Here is a 17,931-nt window from a genome sequence, read left to right on the forward strand (position 1 = left end):
TAATTTTTTAGCAGGTACAATAGAAAATTAAGTATTAATCAGAGAATTAAACTTAGCTTTTATAAACCCTTTGCATCTAAATACAAAAAAATCTCTATCACTAGAGATTATATATTATTAAAAGTTATGAAATAGTTAAAGTCGTAATTAGTTGCTCTGTCCTATATCCAAACGGTCAAATTTACCATCTGCATTTTGATGAAACTTGAAGAAAACTCCAAATGTACCCCAGTTGCCTGCTTTAAAATTCCCAAATATAGATTTCCCCTCGTCTTCTATTTTATCAATACTCAAGAATTTTTCAGATCCTAAAGCTTTTGCAAAAAAGCTTTTAAAATCTACACTATTGCCGTCATCGGTCATTACTGCATCTTCGGTAAAATAGGAGTACCACACTTTATCGCCCGATTGCAATGCTTCAATTGCTTTTTTAACGTTTACATCAGTAATTTTATCAATATTCATAGGTTGTGTTATTTGTTATATTTTCTTTTCACCTTTTCTTATACCAAAAAAGTTTATAATTTTAAAACAAGAAATGCTATTTATAAAAGAGATCCTGATTTAAAAGGATGCTGTAAGTAAATGATGATCAGATTAATCAATAAAAATGGAAGTTCTACTAAAACTCCTTTTAAATCTCTATCTAAAAGGTGGAAACAAATAATTAGTAAAATTCCGGCAGCCATCAAAAAATTTCCCCATACAAAGGTCTTGGGAAAAATAATCATAATAGCAGAAATGATTGTGATTGCGCCGTTGGCGATGAGACCTATTTTAGTAAATCCCCATTTACCGAACATTTCGGTCATTTCGGGTTTTCCGGAAATCATCGCATATCCTTGTTTCATTCCCATACATATGGCAACAAGTATCAATATGGAATTGATTATTCTTACGATCATAATTTTAAGATCAAATAAAATGGATAACTGATTAACAAAAGAAATCAATTATCCATTTTTAATTAATTATTTAGTAGTATATCCTCCGTTTGCAAGAATAGTTTGTCCCGTAATCCACCATCCGTCAGTAACCAGGAAAGTTACTAATGGTGCGATATCGTTGATATTCGTCAATCCGCCCAAGGCCGATGCAGATTTATGATAATCTACTGCTTCCGGAGATTCTTGACCGTAGAAAAATGGTGTATCCATCGGTCCTGGCGCAACAGCCGTAACTGAAATTCCTCTTGATCCAAACTCTTTTGAAGCGGCTCTTGTGAAATGCTCAACTGGTGCTTTTGCTCCTGCATAGGTAGAATATAATCCTGTATATGCTGCCAGTAATGACGTTACAATGGTACAGATTTTACCATTATCATTCAGTTTTTTACCAGCTTCCTGCAAAAAGAAATAGGCTGATTTAGAATTAACTCCGAACATCAAATCGTATTCTGCTTCAGAAGTTTCTACGAATGGCTTTTTGAGCACCATTCCTACTGTATTGACCGCGACATCAATTCCTCCGAATTTTGAAATAGTCTCGTCGAAAAACTTTGTGATATTTTCTACTTTAGTAAGATCTCCCTGAAACAAAAATGCTTCTGCTCCTAATGCCTGAACTTCAGCCAGTGTTTTTTCGCTTTCTGCACGCGAACTTTCGCTATTGTAATGAATTGCTAATTTTGCGCCCTTTGCAGCAAAATCTTTGCTTAATAATCCACCAAGATTTTTTCCTCCTCCGGCAATTAATACTACTTTCCCTCTTAAATCGTTTTGTGTTGACATTGTATAAAATTGTTTGTTAATGATTCAATTATTATTTTGATTTGTAATATGTTTTAATATTTAATTCTCTTTTTCATAATGTACTTGTAGCGGGAGAAGGACGGTAACCTAAGCTACCGCCCTTGGGAATTGCACTCCCTTTAGCTACAAAAACTATTAAGTGAAGAAGTAAGAACAAAAACTCACCTGAAAAATAAACAGGAAAATTATTGCTCTTATAATTTAATTTCTTCATTTGAATAGCTTTCATTATGTATATTTTGTGTTTTGCTTCTTATAACAGGATTTGAATCTCAACTTAGTAAAAAACGAATCTATTACAATATTATCATGATTATGACTAACTACAAAAAGGTACATGTATTAAATTCTTAATTTATCTCTCATTTTTCATGTTATTTTTCGGCAATGCAAATTGTTAATAAATAACTTACAACTTCGTTATAATAATCTACACACCAATAGATTAAATAGTATTACATTTGTAACAATTTCTGAATATATTACACTTATTTATCAGAATTATTATTATCTAAAACTGACCGTCTTGAAACCTACTCAACATGATGAAAAAAACACTTCTTTTATTACTTTGCATATTCTTCGGTTGCTACAGCGCACAGAACAGCAACAGAACAATTACCAAAGAAAGCATTGACAGAGAAATAGTTTTAGGGAAGAAAAAGGCTATAGACCACAACGAAGCTATCACTACATTTTTAGAAATAAATAAGAATGCAGAAAGTATTAATTACAAAAAGGGAATTTTAGAAAGTACAATGGTTCTTATGGCCAAGTATTTTGATGTAGGAAATTTCAAAAAAGTCATAGAGCTTAGCGACAAGGCTGAAAAATTAGCTGCAGAAGCTGAAGACAATATTCATTTATCAAATACATACAGGCTAAAAGCTTCTGCACTAACTGAATTAGGATTTAATGAACAAAGTATTATTGACTTTAAAAAATCATTGGATATTGCCGGGAAGATCGAATCTCAAAATGATAAAAACTATCTCACCGCTCTTATATATACTGGCATTGGAACGTATTATGCTCACATCGATGCTCCGATAGACACAATTTTTCTTTATGAAAAAAAATCTATGGAAAGCACCATGAAAATTCAGGAAAATAAAGATTTCATTAATAAAAAATACCACAATCTGGCGCTCTCTTACATGAATTTAGGAATGATGAGCGTTCATATAAACAAAACAAAAGATGCTGAAATGTACCTGTCAAAATCTTTGGATATCTGTCGTAATAATAAATACAGCATCAATAAAAATCTTGAAATTACAGTTTTAAACGAATTTGCTTGGTTTTATTATGATCAGAAAATGTATAAAGAAGCGACAGTTTATGCAGCACAAGCTGAAGCATTGGAAAAAGGAATGAGTACTCCGTATATTCGACGTGATATATATGAGGTATACTTTAAATCTTTTGTAGAACTCGGGGACAAAAAAGATTCACAAAAATACATGAATCTTTACACGAAACTAAATGACAGTCTTGTAAATACCGAAAAGAAAACAATCAACACTCCTGTTAAACAAATCGTCAATGAACAAGGGAAAATTCATAATGACGACATTAAAAAGATTATTTTTATTGTATGTGCCATCATTATTGCTCTCTTATTAGCCGGCTGGTTTTTCTGGAAGCGTAACCAAAATCTGCTCCACAAAAAGTACAAAGCAATAATAGATACGATTGAAAGCACGAATAAAACGCCTCAAATCGCCAAAATAATACCCATTGAGAGTACACCAGACAAGAACATTGGTATTACGGACGATACGGTAAATGCAATTCTGCTTAAGCTTAACAAATTTGAGAAATCCCAAAAGTTTATTAGAAAAGACCTTACACTCACGTCTATCGCCAATGAGCTTAATACGAACACAAGGTATCTTTCAGAAATAATAAAGCAGCACAAGGGTAAAAACTTTAATAATTATCTCAACAGCTTGAGGATCGAGTATATCACAAACAAACTTTATGAGAATGCTGTTTATCGCGAATACAAAATCAGTTACTTAGCAGAAGAAAGCGGCTTTTCATCAAGAGTGGTTTTTGCGAAAATCTTCAAACAAGAAACGGGTGTTACCCCATCTTACTTTATTGAGAGCCTGAAAAAAGATTTTGCCGAGCAGCAGGTTGCACTTTAAGATTGCAGATTACTTTAAGCTCATATTTATTTAAAACTTTTCTTTCGATGAGCAATATCTCATAGTCGACACAAGTGATGTAGACTAAAAAAACTTTACTGAACAGAAATGACGTCGCGAAACTAAATGCAGACAGCAAAATATTTACGCGGCTTATCTAATTATTTTCCTTATAGAAAAAAGAATGCAACTATTATCTATATGATCAGATTTACATTTTGCTCTACTAAATTTAAAGCACAAAAAATCCTCAACAAAATGCTGAGGATTTTTATTTTTATGAAACGCTAATCTAAGACTATGCGTTTGGCTCAATAGATACGTAAGATCTGTTGTTTGCTTTCTTTCTGAAAACTACTTTACCGTCAACAAGTGCATGCAAAGTGTGATCTTTACCCATACCAACATTCTCACCTGGGTGATGTTGAGTACCTCTTTGTCTGATAATAATGTTACCAGCAATAGCGTCTTGTCCACCGAAAATCTTCACACCTAATCTTTTAGAATGAGATTCTCTACCGTTTTTGGAACTACCAACTCCTTTCTTGTGTGCCATTTTATTTTAAGGTTTTTTGGTTTAACAATTATTCTGCGCTTTCAGCGTCAGCTTTTTTAGTTGTTTTTTTAGCAGGCTTCTCTGCTTTTTTACCTTCAAATCCTGTAATACCAGTAATTTGAATCTGAGTTAAAGATTGTCTGTGACCATTCTTTACTTCATAACCTTTTCTTCTTTTCTTTTTGAAGACGATTACTTTATCAGCTTTTACGTGGTCAAGGATCTCTGCCTCTACAGTGATACCGCTTACAGCTGGGGCGCCTACAGTGATTGCTCCGTTTACAGTAAGTAAGATTTTATCGAAAGATACTTTTCCTCCTTTATCTCCTTTCAAACGGTTCACAAACAACTTCTGGTCTTGCTCAACTTTATATTGAAGCCCTGCTATTTCTACAATTGCAAACATTGTCTATAAATTTTTAGTTAATTCGAGGTGCAAATGTACTGATTTTATTTCAATTAAATAATACATATTTCAAATTTTATAAGATTTTTCACCAAACCTGACTAAAAACTTAATTAGAGAAAATATTATTGCTAATAAATTGTACTTTTGAAAAAAATACCCATGAGATATTTATTATTTTTCTTTAGCCTTATTTCGCTGACTTCATGCACTGTATATGGTGTAACGAATGACTATAAAAAATTGTCTGACGAAGAAAAAACTCAAATCGTTCCGCTGAAAGATTTTTCAAATATTGACAATACCAAAATTTATAAAATCAACGGACAACAACTGAAAACGGAATTAGCCAAACACCCAAAATCTATGGTTTACATTTTTACAAATGGCTGCACTTCACAATATTGTCTTCCGATGTCAAATTATGAAAGATTTGCAAAAGAAAACGATTACAAACTTTTTCTTGTAATGGAAGGCTATTCTCATCTTCAAAAGACAACTGATCAACGTTCGGAGGTTTTCAAAGAGCCACTATATTCAATTGATAACGATTCTTATAAATCTTGGTATCCTGTACGATATCACAGACTTTTCGCAAATGAATTACGAGGAATCGAGAAAAAAGCAAAACCGGATTGGGAAGGAAGCTTATATTTCTTCAACTACGACAAATTAGAAAAAGTTACACGCGATTTACCTCAATAGTATGAACAGAGATCTCTACATTGATTTTGCGAAAGGTTTAGCCACACTTTCTATTATATTTATTCATACCGCTTTTTGGTCTGGGCAGTTTTATATAATTCCTGAGATAAGAGTTTTTTCTTTGGTTTTTGACGTTGCGCTTTTTTATGCTTTAAGCGGAATTACGTCCGGATCAAATATCGAAAAGACCTTATACAGATTACTAAAACTACAGATTACGTACATGATTTTCGTAACGCTGCTGTTTTTCTTAGATTATTTTTTTAAAATATTCGGGCTCGCCTTCTTTTCTCTGGAATGGCTGCAGAAGTTCTACTCTACTTTCGGAACAAAATATTCTGCAACCAACATTTCGACAGCTCCGCAATGGCAGAATCTCGGAAATTGGTATCTTCACGAATACTCAAATGCAGATACTTTTCCTGTTGTAATGGGAAGCTTTTGGTATCTTAAAGTATATTTCATTTTAACGGTTTTCGGAGTTTTAATCCTAAAATTTTTTCCAAAACATATCAATTGGTTTATCGGAATCTGTATTGCATTAACGTTAATATTTAATATTTTTCCGGACATTTATCCCAGCGGACAAGTAGGTTACGTAGCTTTTTATATGGCTGTCTTTCTGGTAGGAAACAGAATGCGGGGCAAAAAAATCCCGACAAAAATGATCCCCGTACTTTACGGATTAGTTGCAGCCGCTTTGGCCTGGATGTTCTGGTATTACGGAAATGAAGTGTTCTTTAAAATTAATAAAAAGAAATTTCCACCGCAAACAGCTTACATCATCTGGACTTTCTTTTCACTCACCACTTTATTTGTTTTTTACAACAGACTGAAAATCGCAAAAGAAAGTTTCGTCACTTATATCGGGAAGAATGCGATTTTCTTTTATTTCGGACAGGGAATCAGTTCGTCACTCGTCTATTTTTTAGTCGTTCCGATGAAAGATCTAATGCCTTGGTGGGTTTTGATGATCATTATTTACATTATTAACGTTATTCTAGCGTTCGTCATAGCAACAGCATTAAAGAAATTCGATACTCTTGGATGGAATTTTTTAGAATTTTTAAGAAAAAAAACCGCTCAGTAATTTACTGAGCGGCAATATTTTTTTACAAACAAGTTTAGTCTCTTGTTCCTCTTCCGCCACCACGTACCAGCAACGCGATTACCACGATCAAAACAACTCCACCAATGATAAGATAGGTAGGATCCATATACCATTCTTCAGTTGTTGTAGTTTTTGTTGAGGTAGTTACAGGAACAGAATCTTGAGCCCAAGATGCGATACTGATGAACATAGCAAGCATTGTAAATGCGAATTTTTGCAAATTTTTTGTAATTAATGTAGTATTCATGATTTAAGATTTTAATGTATTTTTTCTTAATCCAACATTATGCCACAGATGATTACGATCATATAATTCTACAAATAGAAATTCATTAGAAATAAATGATTATGTGTATTAAAACTGCCTTACATTAGTAAAACGGTATCTTTTACAATCATTTATTTTCACACGCTTCCTCGCCCGCATGATCACTTGATTTAAGTTTAAGAACATTCAACGCCACACTCAAATTAGCACAGTAAAACGCCAGTAGATGTGGGTTTATCATAACAGTTATTTGTACGGCGGCACTTCGTTACGCATTGCATTATAGTCTTGTTTACAGATGCTACAGCTGGCTTGGTATCAAATATAAGTATCTTAAGATTCTCGACTGTACTATTTGAAATCTCCTTATTTCCATCAGTTGCGTAGTACGTAGCTATAGGTTTTTCGTTTTTATCTAATACCACATTAAAATAAAAGCCTTGCCCTAACGAATTTTCTTTAAACATTTTTGATAATCATTGTTTTGATCACGATAACAAAATTTTAAATATCTTTGTTACATACAAATAGTAGATAAAAATTGGTCAAAAAGACTGAGACTAAGAAAAAGACGAACAAATTGCTTTATTAAAGAGTCTTTTAGATAAAAAATAAAAATCATGTTTAAGTTGAAACTTCCCACCGATCCAAGGTGGGCAAACATTGCAGAAGACAACATTCAGGAAATTCTGACCGATCATGCGTGGTGCGAACAAAAAGCTGCTACCAATGCTATCGGACTGATCACTATGCTGCCGGAACGTCCGGACATCGTGACCGAACTTTTGGCAATTGCCCAGGAAGAGTTGGAACATTTCGGACAGGTTTTAGAAATTATTAAAAAACGCGGTTACACTTTTGGACGTACGAGGAAAGACGATTATGTGAACGAATTGGTGAATTTCATTCAAAAAGGAGGACACAGAGATACTTTAATTGTTGATAAAATGCTTTTTGCAGCGATGATTGAAGCAAGAAGCTGTGAGAGATTTAAAGTTTTAACAGAAAATATTAAAGACGAAGAATTAAAAACATTTTATAAAGAATTAATGATTTCTGAAGCAAATCATTACACCACATTTATAGGTTTTGCAAGACAATTGGGTAAGCCCGAAGCAGTAAATAAGCGCTGGGAAGAATGGCTGGAGTATGAAGCTAAAATCATTAAATCTTACGGTAATAGAGAAACAATCCACGGATAAGTACAACATTGAAAAAACTTACATTTGAAAATCTGACCAATTTCTTCCTGAAAAACTTCTTTCAGGGACTTTTAATTATTGGCCCCATCGGATTAACAATATTTGTAATTTGGTATGTTATCTCATCCATCGACAACATTATACCTTCTGTAGCTAGAGAAATACCGGGATTGGTATTTGTTTCAACGCTTTTAGTTACCGCAATTTTAGGGTATCTCGGAAACAAATTTGTGGTCGGTAGATTCTTTGTAGACGCCATTGATCGCGTCTTAGAAAGAACTCCGGGTATCAAACACATCTATTCACCCACAAAAGACGTAATGTCTTCATTTGTAGGTGATAAGAAAAAATTTAACGATCCTGTCTGGGTAAAAACCAATGAAAATCCGGAGATCTGGAGAATTGGCTTCCTCACGCAGAAAGATATGTCAGACGTTCATAAACATGATTTCGTTGCGGTATATCTTCCGCATTCTTACGCAATCTCGGGTTGGGTAATTGTAACCGCCGAGAAAAACATCAAGCCTGTAATTGGCATGACGGCTGCCACAGCAATGAAATTTGCAGTAAGTGGCGGTGTAGCAGGTTTTCATTCAGACGACAACGTATTTAAAGCTCCGGAGTAGATTTAATATAATATCAGTAGATTTGATTTCGTATCATTTCTTTCTTTAATTATTATGTTAAATCAAAATTCTTTACGATGGATACAGCTCTCATGACAGTTCTGTCTATACTTCTTAATTTTTTTAATGCTAATCATTTTACTACTATGAATAATAATCCTCTTCTCAATTGTGACTACGAAAAAGGTGTGTGCGAAATTCTCGAAACACCCACTGACGAATCGTCTTCCGCTGAATTTACAACAGCAAAAACCGATAAAATCAAAATCATTTATTATACAGATCCTATCTGCTCATCTTGTTGGGGAATCGAAGCTCAACTCAGAAAATTTAAGCTGGAATATGGCGATGCCGTTGAAATTGATTACAGAATGGGCGGACTTTTGCCTTCCTGGGATATCTACAATTCTGGTGGAATAAGCAAACCGAGTGATGTTGCAGGACATTGGGAAGAAGTAAGCCCTCATTACAAAATGCCAATCGACGGCGGAGTCTGGATTGAAGATCCTTTAAACTCTTCATATCCGCCATCAATCGCTTTCAAAGCGGCACAAATGCAGGATGAAAAGAAAGCCATCGTATTTTTACGAATTCTTCGCGAAATGGTTTTCTTAGATAAATTAAATATCACGAAAGATGAACATCTCGAAAAAGCTGCAGCTTTAGCAAAACTAGATGTTAGCCAGTGGAAAGATGATTATGAATCTAAGGCTCAAATCGAATTTAAAAAAGATCTTGATCTGGGAAAACAATTGGGCGTAAGAGGTTTTCCTACTTTGATCTTCGTTAAAGATGACGAAATGCTGGATGTTCTTTATGGTTTTAAACCTTACGAAGAATTTGAGAAGAGAGTAAAAAAGATCGATCCTGCAACAAAGAAAAAAGACTATTCTAAAGATTGGCAAAATTTGTTTGCAGTTTACCCGACATTGACAACACAGGAATTTGCAGTACTTTCTAATATTTCATTCGAAAAATCTCAGGAGTTTTTATTGAATTTAAATACCGAAAAAAAATTGGAAAGAAAACAAATCAAAAATGGTGATCTGTGGATTTTAAATGTAAATTCTAACTAAAATGAGCAAAGTTGCAATTGTAGGAGCCGGCGTTTCAGGATTAAGCATGGCCAATTATTTAGAAAAAAATAATATCGACTACCATCTTTACGAAAGACGTACAAAAGACGACTTAAAAGGTCACGGATTTATCCTGCCAAAAGAAGGAATCGAACATCTTTCAGAAATCATTGATATCAACGATCTTTATACCAAAGGCAGTTTTCTGAAAAAATACATTCATTACTGTCATAAAGGAAACGTTCTGTCAGAGAAAGATTTAGACAATGTTTTTGTCATTTCGAGAAGCACTTTGATAGAAGTTTTAAGTCAAAACATTCCGGCTGATAAAATTTCTTACAAAAATACGCTTAATTTCACAGGTTTTACTGAAGGAAAAGCCGAACTTGAATTTGAAGATAAGACAAAATTACAGGCAGAAGTTGTCATCGCATCAGACGGTTCAAGAAGCAGAATCAGAAGAGCGATCTTTAAAGACGAAGTGATGAAAGCGGTAAGAGAAAATGAGGTAGTCAACATTATCGAAAACGAAGAAATTGCCAGTCAGATAGAAGGTAATTTTCATAAATTTCACCATGAAGATGGCGGATTGACTTTCGGAGTTTTAAAATTGTCTCCAACCAAGATTTTATGGTATTGCCAGTTTGATACTTTTAAATACACCATTAACGAAAACGATACGCCGGAAGAAATTAAGCAATTTATGCTGACTAATTTCGGAAACTGGAATCCTTTGGTTTCTTCAATTGTCAAAGAATCAAGCTACGAAAATGCGCACATATGGAGAGTTTATGAATTGGAAAAACTGAATCCTTTTTATCACGAAAATATTGCATTTTTGGGCGATGCAGCCCATCCTTTGATTCCTTTTACAAGTCAGGGAGTAACTTCGGCTCTGAAAGATTCTTTTATTCTTACACAGCTTTTATTAGAAAACAAAGAGCTACAGGAAACCTTTGAAAAATATGAACAGGAAAGAAAACCTGAAATAGAAATTCACATCAAAAACGGAAGAATATTACTTGAACAGTTTTTGCTGCCAGTGAACGAACAACCAAAAGATTCTTTACCAATATCTTACAAATAATATGTTTAATAATACAGATATAAATTTTGAGGCTCTCAAAAAAAAGGCCTACAACGGAAGATGGGCAACTTTAGAAGACGGAATTATCCCTCTTACAGCTGCCGATCCGGATTTCAGAATGTCTACCGAAATTGAGCAAGGCATTATAGAATATATAAAAGACGGATACTTGAGTTACGGTCCGTTTTCAGGATTACCTGAGTTTAAAAAAAGTGTTTCAGAACATTTTAACACAGGGAAAAACGGAAATTTCGTTCCCGAAAATATATTGGCAGTCAACAGTGCCGCAATGGGAATGTTTATGGTTGCTAAATATGTCTTAAATCCGGGAGATGAGGCAATTATCTTTGATCCGGTTGATTTTTTATTTAAAAAAACGGTCGATGCGGTTGGCGGAGTTTTAAAACTATGTCCGGTTGATTCTCAAACAGGAGATATTGATTTTGAGACTTTGGTCTCATTAATCGGTCCAAAGACGAAATTAATCAGCATCTGCAATCCTCACAATCCGGTAGGACGAGTTTATTCTAAAGAAATTTTGAAGAAAATATCTGAAATTGCATCAGCTCATGATCTTTGGGTAATGAGTGATGAGATCTGGAGTGATATTGTTTACGATAAAAGAGAATTCAATACGTATTCATCTGTTTCTGAAGAAGCTAAAAAGAAAAGTTTTACCGTTTTTGGATTTTCAAAATCATTTGGAATTGCAGGCTTAAGAATTGGTGCGGTTTTATGCAACGATCAGGAATTGCTGGATGATTTCACAGAAAAATCTCACTTCAATTCTACGATTGAAGGTGTTTCTACTTTGTCACAAATTGCTGCAAGTGTAGCGATAGACCGAGCAAAACCTTGGTTTAATGATTTCCTGACGCATTTACAACACAACAGAGATTTGGCTCACAGCATATTAAGCAATTCAGGGATTTTAACGCCTAATCTTCCCGAAGCCACTTTTGTTATTTTCCCAAAAATTGAAAACGGAATGTCGAGTGACCAGTTTGCTCAACACGTTTTACAGCAAGGAAAAGTCGCCATCGTTCCCGGTTCTGAACGCTGGTTCGGAAAAGGCGCAGAAGGTCATATCAGAATCTGCTTCTCTACTTCCAGAGAAATTTTGGAAGAGGGTCTGAATAGAATTATTAAAAGTTTTTAATTAATTCTAAAAATTAAAATGGTGTAACATCTTGAGATTTTACACCATTTTTTTGTTATTTATGAATAGGATTATATCCTATTCTTTGTTAAATCGTCCCTTCGGGACTGAAATTATTTCTTAGAGACTTTGTAAAGTTTTCCGCTGTCGGTAATCCCATAAAGATTACCATCAGAACCATTCAAAACATCTCTGAATCTTTCTTTTTGATCTAAAAGCAATCGTTCTTCACCGACCACTTTATTGTCTTTCATCACGATTCTGTTGATGTGTTGTCCGCTCAAACAGGCGATAAAAAGATTGTTTTTCCATTCCTCTATATTTCCTGTGTAGAAAGTCACTCCACTTGGTGAAACTACAGGATCCCAATAGTAAACAGGCTGTTCTGTTCCTTCTTTTTGAGTGGTTCCATTGTTAATTTTCTGTCCGGAATACTCAATTCCATAAGTAACATCTCCCCAACCATAATTTTTTCCTGGTTTTATTAAGTTAATTTCATCTCCACCTCGCGGCCCCATTTCGATGTCCCAAAGATTTCCTGAAGGATCAATTGCCATACCTTGCGGGTTTCTGATTCCATATGCATAAATTTCAGGTTTAAATCCAGATTTTCCAACGAACGGATTTCCGGGAGCCGGTTTTCCATCTCTTGTAATTTTTAAAATTTTACCTAAGTAATTATCAGTTTTCTGGGCGTAAACTCTTGTTTCTTTATCTGATCTTTCGCCTGTACTTACAAACAGATTTCCGTCTTTATCAAAAACAAGGCGGCTTCCGTAATGTTTATCACCATCATAAGTAGGTGTCGCTCTGAAGATTACTTGCACCTGAGAAATACTTTTTATATCTGCAGATAATTTTCCCTTGCCGACCGCAGTGTGATTTCCGTCTCCAGAAGGTTCAGAAAAAGAAAAATAGATCATTTGATTTGTCTTAAAATCAGGATCTAAAGCCACATCAAGCATTCCACCCTGACCTTTATCGTCAACTTTAGGAAAACCTTCAATTTTAGAAACCTGTTTGCCATCCGCAGAAACGAGATTGATAAAACCGGATTTTTCCGTGATCAAAAATTTTCCGTCTGGCAAATTGATAATTCCCCAGGGTTTTCCTAAGTCTTTATTTAAAATTTCAATATTGTAAGGTGTGGTTGTTTTAACAGCTTTTATTCGGGTTTGCCCTTCAAAAGCAGGTTTATAATCTGTATTTGCTTTTTCCTGTGTCGCGGCCGGCTCGCTAGGTTTCCCTTTTCCCTGACATGAAACGATCATCGTAGCAGAAACTAAAAAAACGGGTAGGAGTATTTTTTTCATAAATAATATTTAGTTGGTTATGAGATGAATGTAAAAATAATGCCATAAAAATTTGCTCAGTTAAATTTTTATTCTACATTTGTAGAACTAAATATAAATAAGTAGAACATGAAAGAAATAAAGCTTACAGATTCAGAAGAAGTCATAATGGAAATGCTTTGGGAAAAAGAGAAACTTTTTATGAAAGAGATTTTAGAATCTTATCCTGAACCAAAACCAGCATCTACAACAGTCGCAACATTGCTGAAGAGAATGCAGAACAAAGATCTTGTGGGATACAAACTGTATGGAAATTCAAGAGAATATTTTCCTAAGGTTGCCAAAAGTGAATATTTCAAGGAAGAAATGACTTCTATGATTGACCGATTTTTCAACAGTTCGGTGACTCAGTTTGCATCGTTTTTTACTTCCAATACAAAATTGAGTCAAAAGCAGTTAAAAGAACTTCGTGAAATTATCGACAAAGAAATAAAAGAATAGCCATGGAAACCATAATATTAAAAATAATTCTTTGTTCAGGAATTGTACTTGGTCTCTACTATTTATTTTTGGCAAAAGAAAAAACTCTTACCTTCAATAGATTCTACTTGTTATTTGGGCTAGTTTTCTCATATTCAGTGCCTTTTTTAGCAATTCAGACAGAACAGACTGAGAAGAAAAAACCTGCTGTTTTTTTTGAACAAGAAATTCAACAGCAATTCGAACAAACTCCGGTTGCCGCTCAAAACGACGCTTTTGATTACTTTCAATTACTTTGGATCGCTTACTTTATCATATCAGCAATCCTTGTTTTGAAAATAATGTATTTGATTATAAAAATCAAATCATTAAAAGGTAGAAAAATTATATATCAGAACAGAACTGTTGTTTTACTTGAAAAACAGATCTCGCCTTTCAGTTTTCTTAATGTCATTTACATTTCAAAGAATTATTACAAAGACGGAAAAATTGATGACAGAATATTTCTTCATGAAGAGATTCACGTAAAGCAAAAACATTCATTAGACGTACTATTTATAGAGTTTTTGAAAGCATTTTCATGGTTCAACCCAATTATTTATTTCTATAAAAATGCAATGATTACCAATCATGAATTTTTGGCAGATGAAGAAGTGATCCTTAAAAACGCAGGCATTAAAAATTATCAGGAGCTCATTCTGAAAGAAGTCCTTAAGCAACAGAATTTAAATTTAACACACCAATTCAATTTCAATAACACTAAAAAAAGATTTATTATGATGACAAAAACAAATTCAAAATTTGCGAAAGCGAAAAAATATTTGGCTATTCCTGCATTTGCAGTTTTGACGGTGGTCTTTGCAGAAAAAGTTTACGCGAATGATTCATCGTCAGAAAATTTAGTTGAAAGCAATATACTTTCTGATGATCCATATACTGAGTTTAAAAAGATATTATCTAAATACTCAAAACTACTTGAAAAGAAGGAATACGCTGAATTTGAAAAGAAAATTTCAGATGAAGAGAAGCAGAAACTTGCTGAACTCTATGGCAAACTTAGTGATCAACAACAGAACGAACAACCTATTATATTTTTAAATCTATCTGATTACAAGAAGATAGTTCCCACAGCAAAAGAAATCATTGATTTTTCAAATGCGCGAAAATATTTAGTCGTAATTAATGGTAGACAAGTTGGTAATGCAGAACTAGCAAAGTACAAAAGCTCAGACTTTTCATATTATTCGATAACCGAAAGCAGTCCAAAGCCATTCTCTGTGACTTTAATGACTAATGCTTATTTTAAAAAATATGTTGAAGAAAAAAAACCTGTTATGGCTTTCATAAGTTCTGATATAACTTCTCCAAGTAGTAGAAAATCATTGTCACAGGATACAATTACACCACGGAAAACTGTAGATGTAAAATTGATTGAGCAAAAGTCTGCAACTTCTACTTCTGATGCAAGATATGTACAGGATTTGGCTATTGACCCTCCTGTAAAGGTTTCAAACGAATATACAACTACACCAGAATATCCAGGTGGAATTAATGCTATGCGAAATAAAGTTTCACAGAATTTCAATGGTTCCATTCTTAAAGGTGATGAAGGAATTGTACGATCAGATATTCAGTTTGTTATTGATGAAAATGGAGAAGTCTCTAATATAAAAACAATGGGCAACAATGAAATATTTAATAACGAAGCATACAAGGCTGTAAGGCTGGCAAACGAAAATATCACATGGAAGCCTGCAACAAAAGACGGGAACCCTGTCAAATACATATTCAAACTTCCATTAACAATGAAATTTGAGTCAGCAATAAAAACACAGTAATTATAAATTTCACTATTGATGTGAAGCCTCACCGTAAAGTTGCAACTTTACGGTGTTTTTTATCTAAATGAAAAATTTAAACTAAATACGCTATCAAACAAGGCACAAAAACAGCAATGATTTTATCAATCGTGATGAATTAAAATTGATGTAATATTTATGATCGCACTCCTCTTCTCAGCATTTTTTATTTCATAAATTTGATGTATGAAATTTACGCTTCAATCAGAATATAAACCAACCGGAGACCAACCAACAGCCATTGAAAAACTGACCGAAGGTTTAGAAATCGGTGAAAAATATCAGACTTTACTCGGGGTGACAGGTTCCGGGAAAACTTTTACCGTTGCCAATGTTATTCATAATACCCAAAAACCAACTTTAGTTTTAGCACACAATAAAACTTTAGCAGCGCAGCTTTTCATGGAGTTTAAAGAATTCTTCCCCGAAAACGCTGTTGAATATTTTGTGAGTTACTATGATTATTATCAGCCCGAAGCTTACATCGCAAGTTCAGGAACTTATATCGAAAAGGATTTGAGTATCAATGAAGAGGTAGAAAAACTGCGACTTTCTGCGATTGCAAGTTTGCTCTCAGGGAGACGAGATGTTTTGATCGTTGCTTCAGTATCATGTATATATGGTGTCGGAAATCCCGCAGAGTTTCATAAATCATTAATTTCTTTACAAATTGGTGAGAAGACAACCAGAACTTCTCTTCTACACTCTTTAGTTAATGCTTTATATTCCAGAACGTTGGCAGACTTCTCAAGAGGTACGTTTCGTGTGAAAGGTGATGTTGTCGACATTTTCCCCGCTTACGCTGATAATGGCGTGAGAATTCAGTTTTTTGGGGACGAAATTGAGAAGATTCAAAGTTTTGATCCCGTTTCAGGAAATACAACTGCAAATTTTGATCAGATTCAAATTTATCCTGCAAACCTATTTGTGACTTCAAAAGAAACTTTGAATGGAGCGATTAGAAATATTCAGGACGACATGGTAAAACAGGTCGATTTTTTCTCTGAAATAGGGAAACCTTTAGAATCAAAAAGACTTCAGGAAAGAACAGAACTTGATCTTGAAATGATTAAAGAATTGGGTTACTGCTCAGGAATTGAAAACTATTCGCGTTATCTTGATGGTAGACTTCCAGGCTCAAGACCTTTCTGTCTTTTAGATTATTTCCCGAAAGATTACCTGATGGTGATTGATGAAAGTCACGTTACCGTACCGCAAGTTCATGCTATGTATGGCGGTGACAGAAGTCGTAAGGAAGCTTTGGTAGAATACGGATTCCGACTTCCCGCCGCGATGGATAACCGACCTCTCAAATTTGAGGAATTTGAAGCCATTCAGAATCAGGTTATTTATGTTTCTGCAACTCCTGCAGATTACGAACTGGAAAAAACGGGCGGAGAATATATCGAACAAATTATTCGTCCAACAGGACTTTTAGATCCCATTATTGAAATTCGTCCTTCTTTAAATCAGATTGATGATTTAATGGAAGAAATCAGAAAACGTGCAGAAATTGACGAACGAGTTTTAGTCACAACTTTAACCAAAAAAATGGCTGAAGAACTGACTAAATATTTTACAAAGTTCGGAATAAGAACACGATACATTCACTCCGATGTTGAAACTTTAGAACGTATTCAGATCATGCAGGATCTTCGTCTCGGAATTTTTGATGTCCTAATTGGTGTCAATTTGCTAAGAGAAGGTTTAGATTTACCGGAAGTTTCTTTAGTAGCCATATTAGATGCCGACAAAGAAGGAATGCTGAGAAGCAGAAGATCAATGATTCAGACGGTCGGAAGAGCAGCAAGAAACCTAAACGGAAGAGCTATTCTCTATGCAGATAAAATCACAAAATCAATGCAGTCTACCATTGATGAAACCGAATATCGCCGACAAAAACAGATGGCTTACAATGAGGAACACGGTAAAGTTCCGATGGCATTAAACAAAAAGATTTCAGAAAATTTGGTTGGAAGAAGCAAAGATTTTCCTGACGAAAAATATACACAGAAACAAATTTTGCAAAAAGTTGCAGATGTGAAAGCTACTTACGCTACTGAAGATGTTGAGAAACTTATTGCCCAAAAGCAAAAGGAAATGGAAGGCGCGGCGAAAAATTTAGATTTTATAAAAGCTGCACAATTGAGAGATGAGATTGCTGCCTTGAAAGGATAATTTAGATTAAATTTTGTTAGAG

19 protein-coding genes are annotated in these 17,931 nt (G+C 34.3%); 11 read left to right on the top strand and 8 right to left on the bottom strand.

The window, feature by feature from the left end:
* Positions 1 to 147: 147 nt before the first annotated feature.
* From PGH12_RS11125 to PGH12_RS11140, 4 genes are all read right to left on the bottom strand, one after another.
* A complete protein-coding gene (locus PGH12_RS11125; RefSeq protein WP_267596853.1) occupies positions 148 to 465 on the bottom strand; it encodes a hypothetical protein in 318 nt (105 codons plus the stop codon).
* An 80-nt stretch (positions 466 to 545) separates the two neighbouring features.
* Positions 546 to 905 (bottom strand): DoxX family protein, encoded by a 360-nt coding sequence (locus PGH12_RS11130; RefSeq protein WP_267596852.1) that lies wholly within the window; start codon positions 903 to 905, stop codon positions 546 to 548.
* Between the two features lie 66 nt (positions 906 to 971).
* Positions 972 to 1,730 (bottom strand): SDR family oxidoreductase, encoded by a 759-nt coding sequence (locus tag PGH12_RS11135; protein WP_267596851.1) that lies wholly within the window; start codon positions 1,728 to 1,730, stop codon positions 972 to 974.
* 73 nt (positions 1,731 to 1,803) lie between these two features.
* Entirely contained in the window at positions 1,804 to 1,980 is a 177-nt protein-coding gene (locus PGH12_RS11140; RefSeq protein WP_267596850.1) for a hypothetical protein, read from the bottom strand.
* A 313-nt stretch (positions 1,981 to 2,293) separates the two neighbouring features.
* Here PGH12_RS11140 and PGH12_RS11145 point away from each other — a divergent pair, with 313 nt between their 5' ends.
* On the top strand, positions 2,294 to 3,904 hold the full coding sequence (locus PGH12_RS11145) for a helix-turn-helix domain-containing protein (RefSeq protein ID WP_267596849.1): 1,611 nt from the start codon (positions 2,294 to 2,296) through the stop codon (positions 3,902 to 3,904).
* Between the two features lie 298 nt (positions 3,905 to 4,202).
* Here the strand turns inward: PGH12_RS11145 and rpmA are convergent, their stop codons facing one another.
* Together rpmA and rplU are read right to left on the bottom strand one after the other, a co-directional pair.
* Positions 4,203 to 4,460 (bottom strand): 50S ribosomal protein L27, encoded by a 258-nt coding sequence (gene rpmA / locus PGH12_RS11150; RefSeq protein ID WP_034677604.1) that lies wholly within the window; start codon positions 4,458 to 4,460, stop codon positions 4,203 to 4,205.
* Between the two features lie 28 nt (positions 4,461 to 4,488).
* Positions 4,489 to 4,866 carry a 50S ribosomal protein L21 gene (rplU, locus tag PGH12_RS11155; RefSeq protein WP_263002820.1) on the bottom strand — a complete coding sequence of 126 codons (378 nt, stop codon included), beginning with the start codon at positions 4,864 to 4,866 and terminating at the stop codon, positions 4,489 to 4,491.
* 162 nt (positions 4,867 to 5,028) lie between these two features.
* Here rplU and PGH12_RS11160 point away from each other — a divergent pair, with 162 nt between their 5' ends.
* The gene (locus PGH12_RS11160) at positions 5,029 to 5,571 is read left to right on the top strand and encodes a hypothetical protein (RefSeq protein ID WP_267596848.1); all 543 of its coding nucleotides are present in this window, start codon (positions 5,029 to 5,031) and stop codon (positions 5,569 to 5,571) included.
* Position 5,572: 1 nt separating this feature from the next.
* The gene (locus PGH12_RS11165) at positions 5,573 to 6,661 is read left to right on the top strand and encodes an acyltransferase family protein (RefSeq protein WP_267596847.1); all 1,089 of its coding nucleotides are present in this window, start codon (positions 5,573 to 5,575) and stop codon (positions 6,659 to 6,661) included.
* A gap of 34 nt (positions 6,662 to 6,695) precedes the next feature.
* Here PGH12_RS11165 and PGH12_RS11170 read toward each other — a convergent pair whose 3' ends face one another.
* Entirely contained in the window at positions 6,696 to 6,929 is a 234-nt protein-coding gene (locus tag PGH12_RS11170; RefSeq protein ID WP_267596846.1) for a hypothetical protein, read from the bottom strand.
* 641 nt (positions 6,930 to 7,570) lie between these two features.
* On the opposite strand from PGH12_RS11170, the gene PGH12_RS11175 reads away from it, so the two are divergent.
* The 5 genes from PGH12_RS11175 to PGH12_RS11195 all read left to right on the top strand — a co-directional run bounded on the left by PGH12_RS11175 (position 7,571) and on the right by PGH12_RS11195 (position 12,100).
* Positions 7,571 to 8,152 (top strand): MiaE family protein, encoded by a 582-nt coding sequence (locus tag PGH12_RS11175; protein ID WP_267596845.1) that lies wholly within the window; start codon positions 7,571 to 7,573, stop codon positions 8,150 to 8,152.
* 8 nt (positions 8,153 to 8,160) lie between these two features.
* Complete coding sequence (locus tag PGH12_RS11180; RefSeq protein ID WP_267596844.1) at positions 8,161 to 8,778, top strand: DUF502 domain-containing protein; 618 nt, start codon at positions 8,161 to 8,163, stop codon at positions 8,776 to 8,778.
* 77 nt (positions 8,779 to 8,855) lie between these two features.
* The gene (locus tag PGH12_RS11185) at positions 8,856 to 9,854 is read left to right on the top strand and encodes a DsbA family protein (protein WP_324290978.1); all 999 of its coding nucleotides are present in this window, start codon (positions 8,856 to 8,858) and stop codon (positions 9,852 to 9,854) included.
* 1 nt (position 9,855) lies between these two features.
* Positions 9,856 to 10,941 carry an FAD-dependent oxidoreductase gene (locus PGH12_RS11190; RefSeq protein ID WP_267596843.1) on the top strand — a complete coding sequence of 362 codons (1,086 nt, stop codon included), beginning with the start codon at positions 9,856 to 9,858 and terminating at the stop codon, positions 10,939 to 10,941.
* 1 nt (position 10,942) lies between these two features.
* Entirely contained in the window at positions 10,943 to 12,100 is a 1,158-nt protein-coding gene (locus PGH12_RS11195; protein WP_267596842.1) for a pyridoxal phosphate-dependent aminotransferase, read from the top strand.
* Positions 12,101 to 12,213: 113 nt separating this feature from the next.
* On the opposite strand, the gene PGH12_RS11200 is transcribed toward PGH12_RS11195, so the two are convergent.
* Positions 12,214 to 13,413, bottom strand: coding sequence for a PQQ-dependent sugar dehydrogenase (locus PGH12_RS11200; RefSeq protein WP_267596841.1), 1,200 nt, complete (start codon positions 13,411 to 13,413; stop codon positions 12,214 to 12,216).
* 108 nt (positions 13,414 to 13,521) lie between these two features.
* Between PGH12_RS11200 and PGH12_RS11205 the strand changes: the two genes are divergently transcribed.
* The 3 genes from PGH12_RS11205 (at position 13,522) to uvrB (ending at position 17,909) form a co-directional block, all read left to right on the top strand.
* A complete protein-coding gene (locus tag PGH12_RS11205) occupies positions 13,522 to 13,893 on the top strand; it encodes a BlaI/MecI/CopY family transcriptional regulator (RefSeq protein ID WP_267596840.1) in 372 nt (123 codons plus the stop codon).
* 2 nt (positions 13,894 to 13,895) lie between these two features.
* Positions 13,896 to 15,710 carry a M56 family metallopeptidase gene (locus tag PGH12_RS11210; protein WP_267596839.1) on the top strand — a complete coding sequence of 605 codons (1,815 nt, stop codon included), beginning with the start codon at positions 13,896 to 13,898 and terminating at the stop codon, positions 15,708 to 15,710.
* A 207-nt stretch (positions 15,711 to 15,917) separates the two neighbouring features.
* Entirely contained in the window at positions 15,918 to 17,909 is a 1,992-nt protein-coding gene (uvrB, locus tag PGH12_RS11215) for an excinuclease ABC subunit UvrB (protein WP_267596838.1), read from the top strand.
* The last annotated feature ends 22 nt before the right edge of the window (positions 17,910 to 17,931 follow it).

This window comes from Chryseobacterium sp. CY350 (assembly GCF_027945075.1).
GTDB lineage: Bacteria > Bacteroidota > Bacteroidia > Flavobacteriales > Weeksellaceae > Chryseobacterium.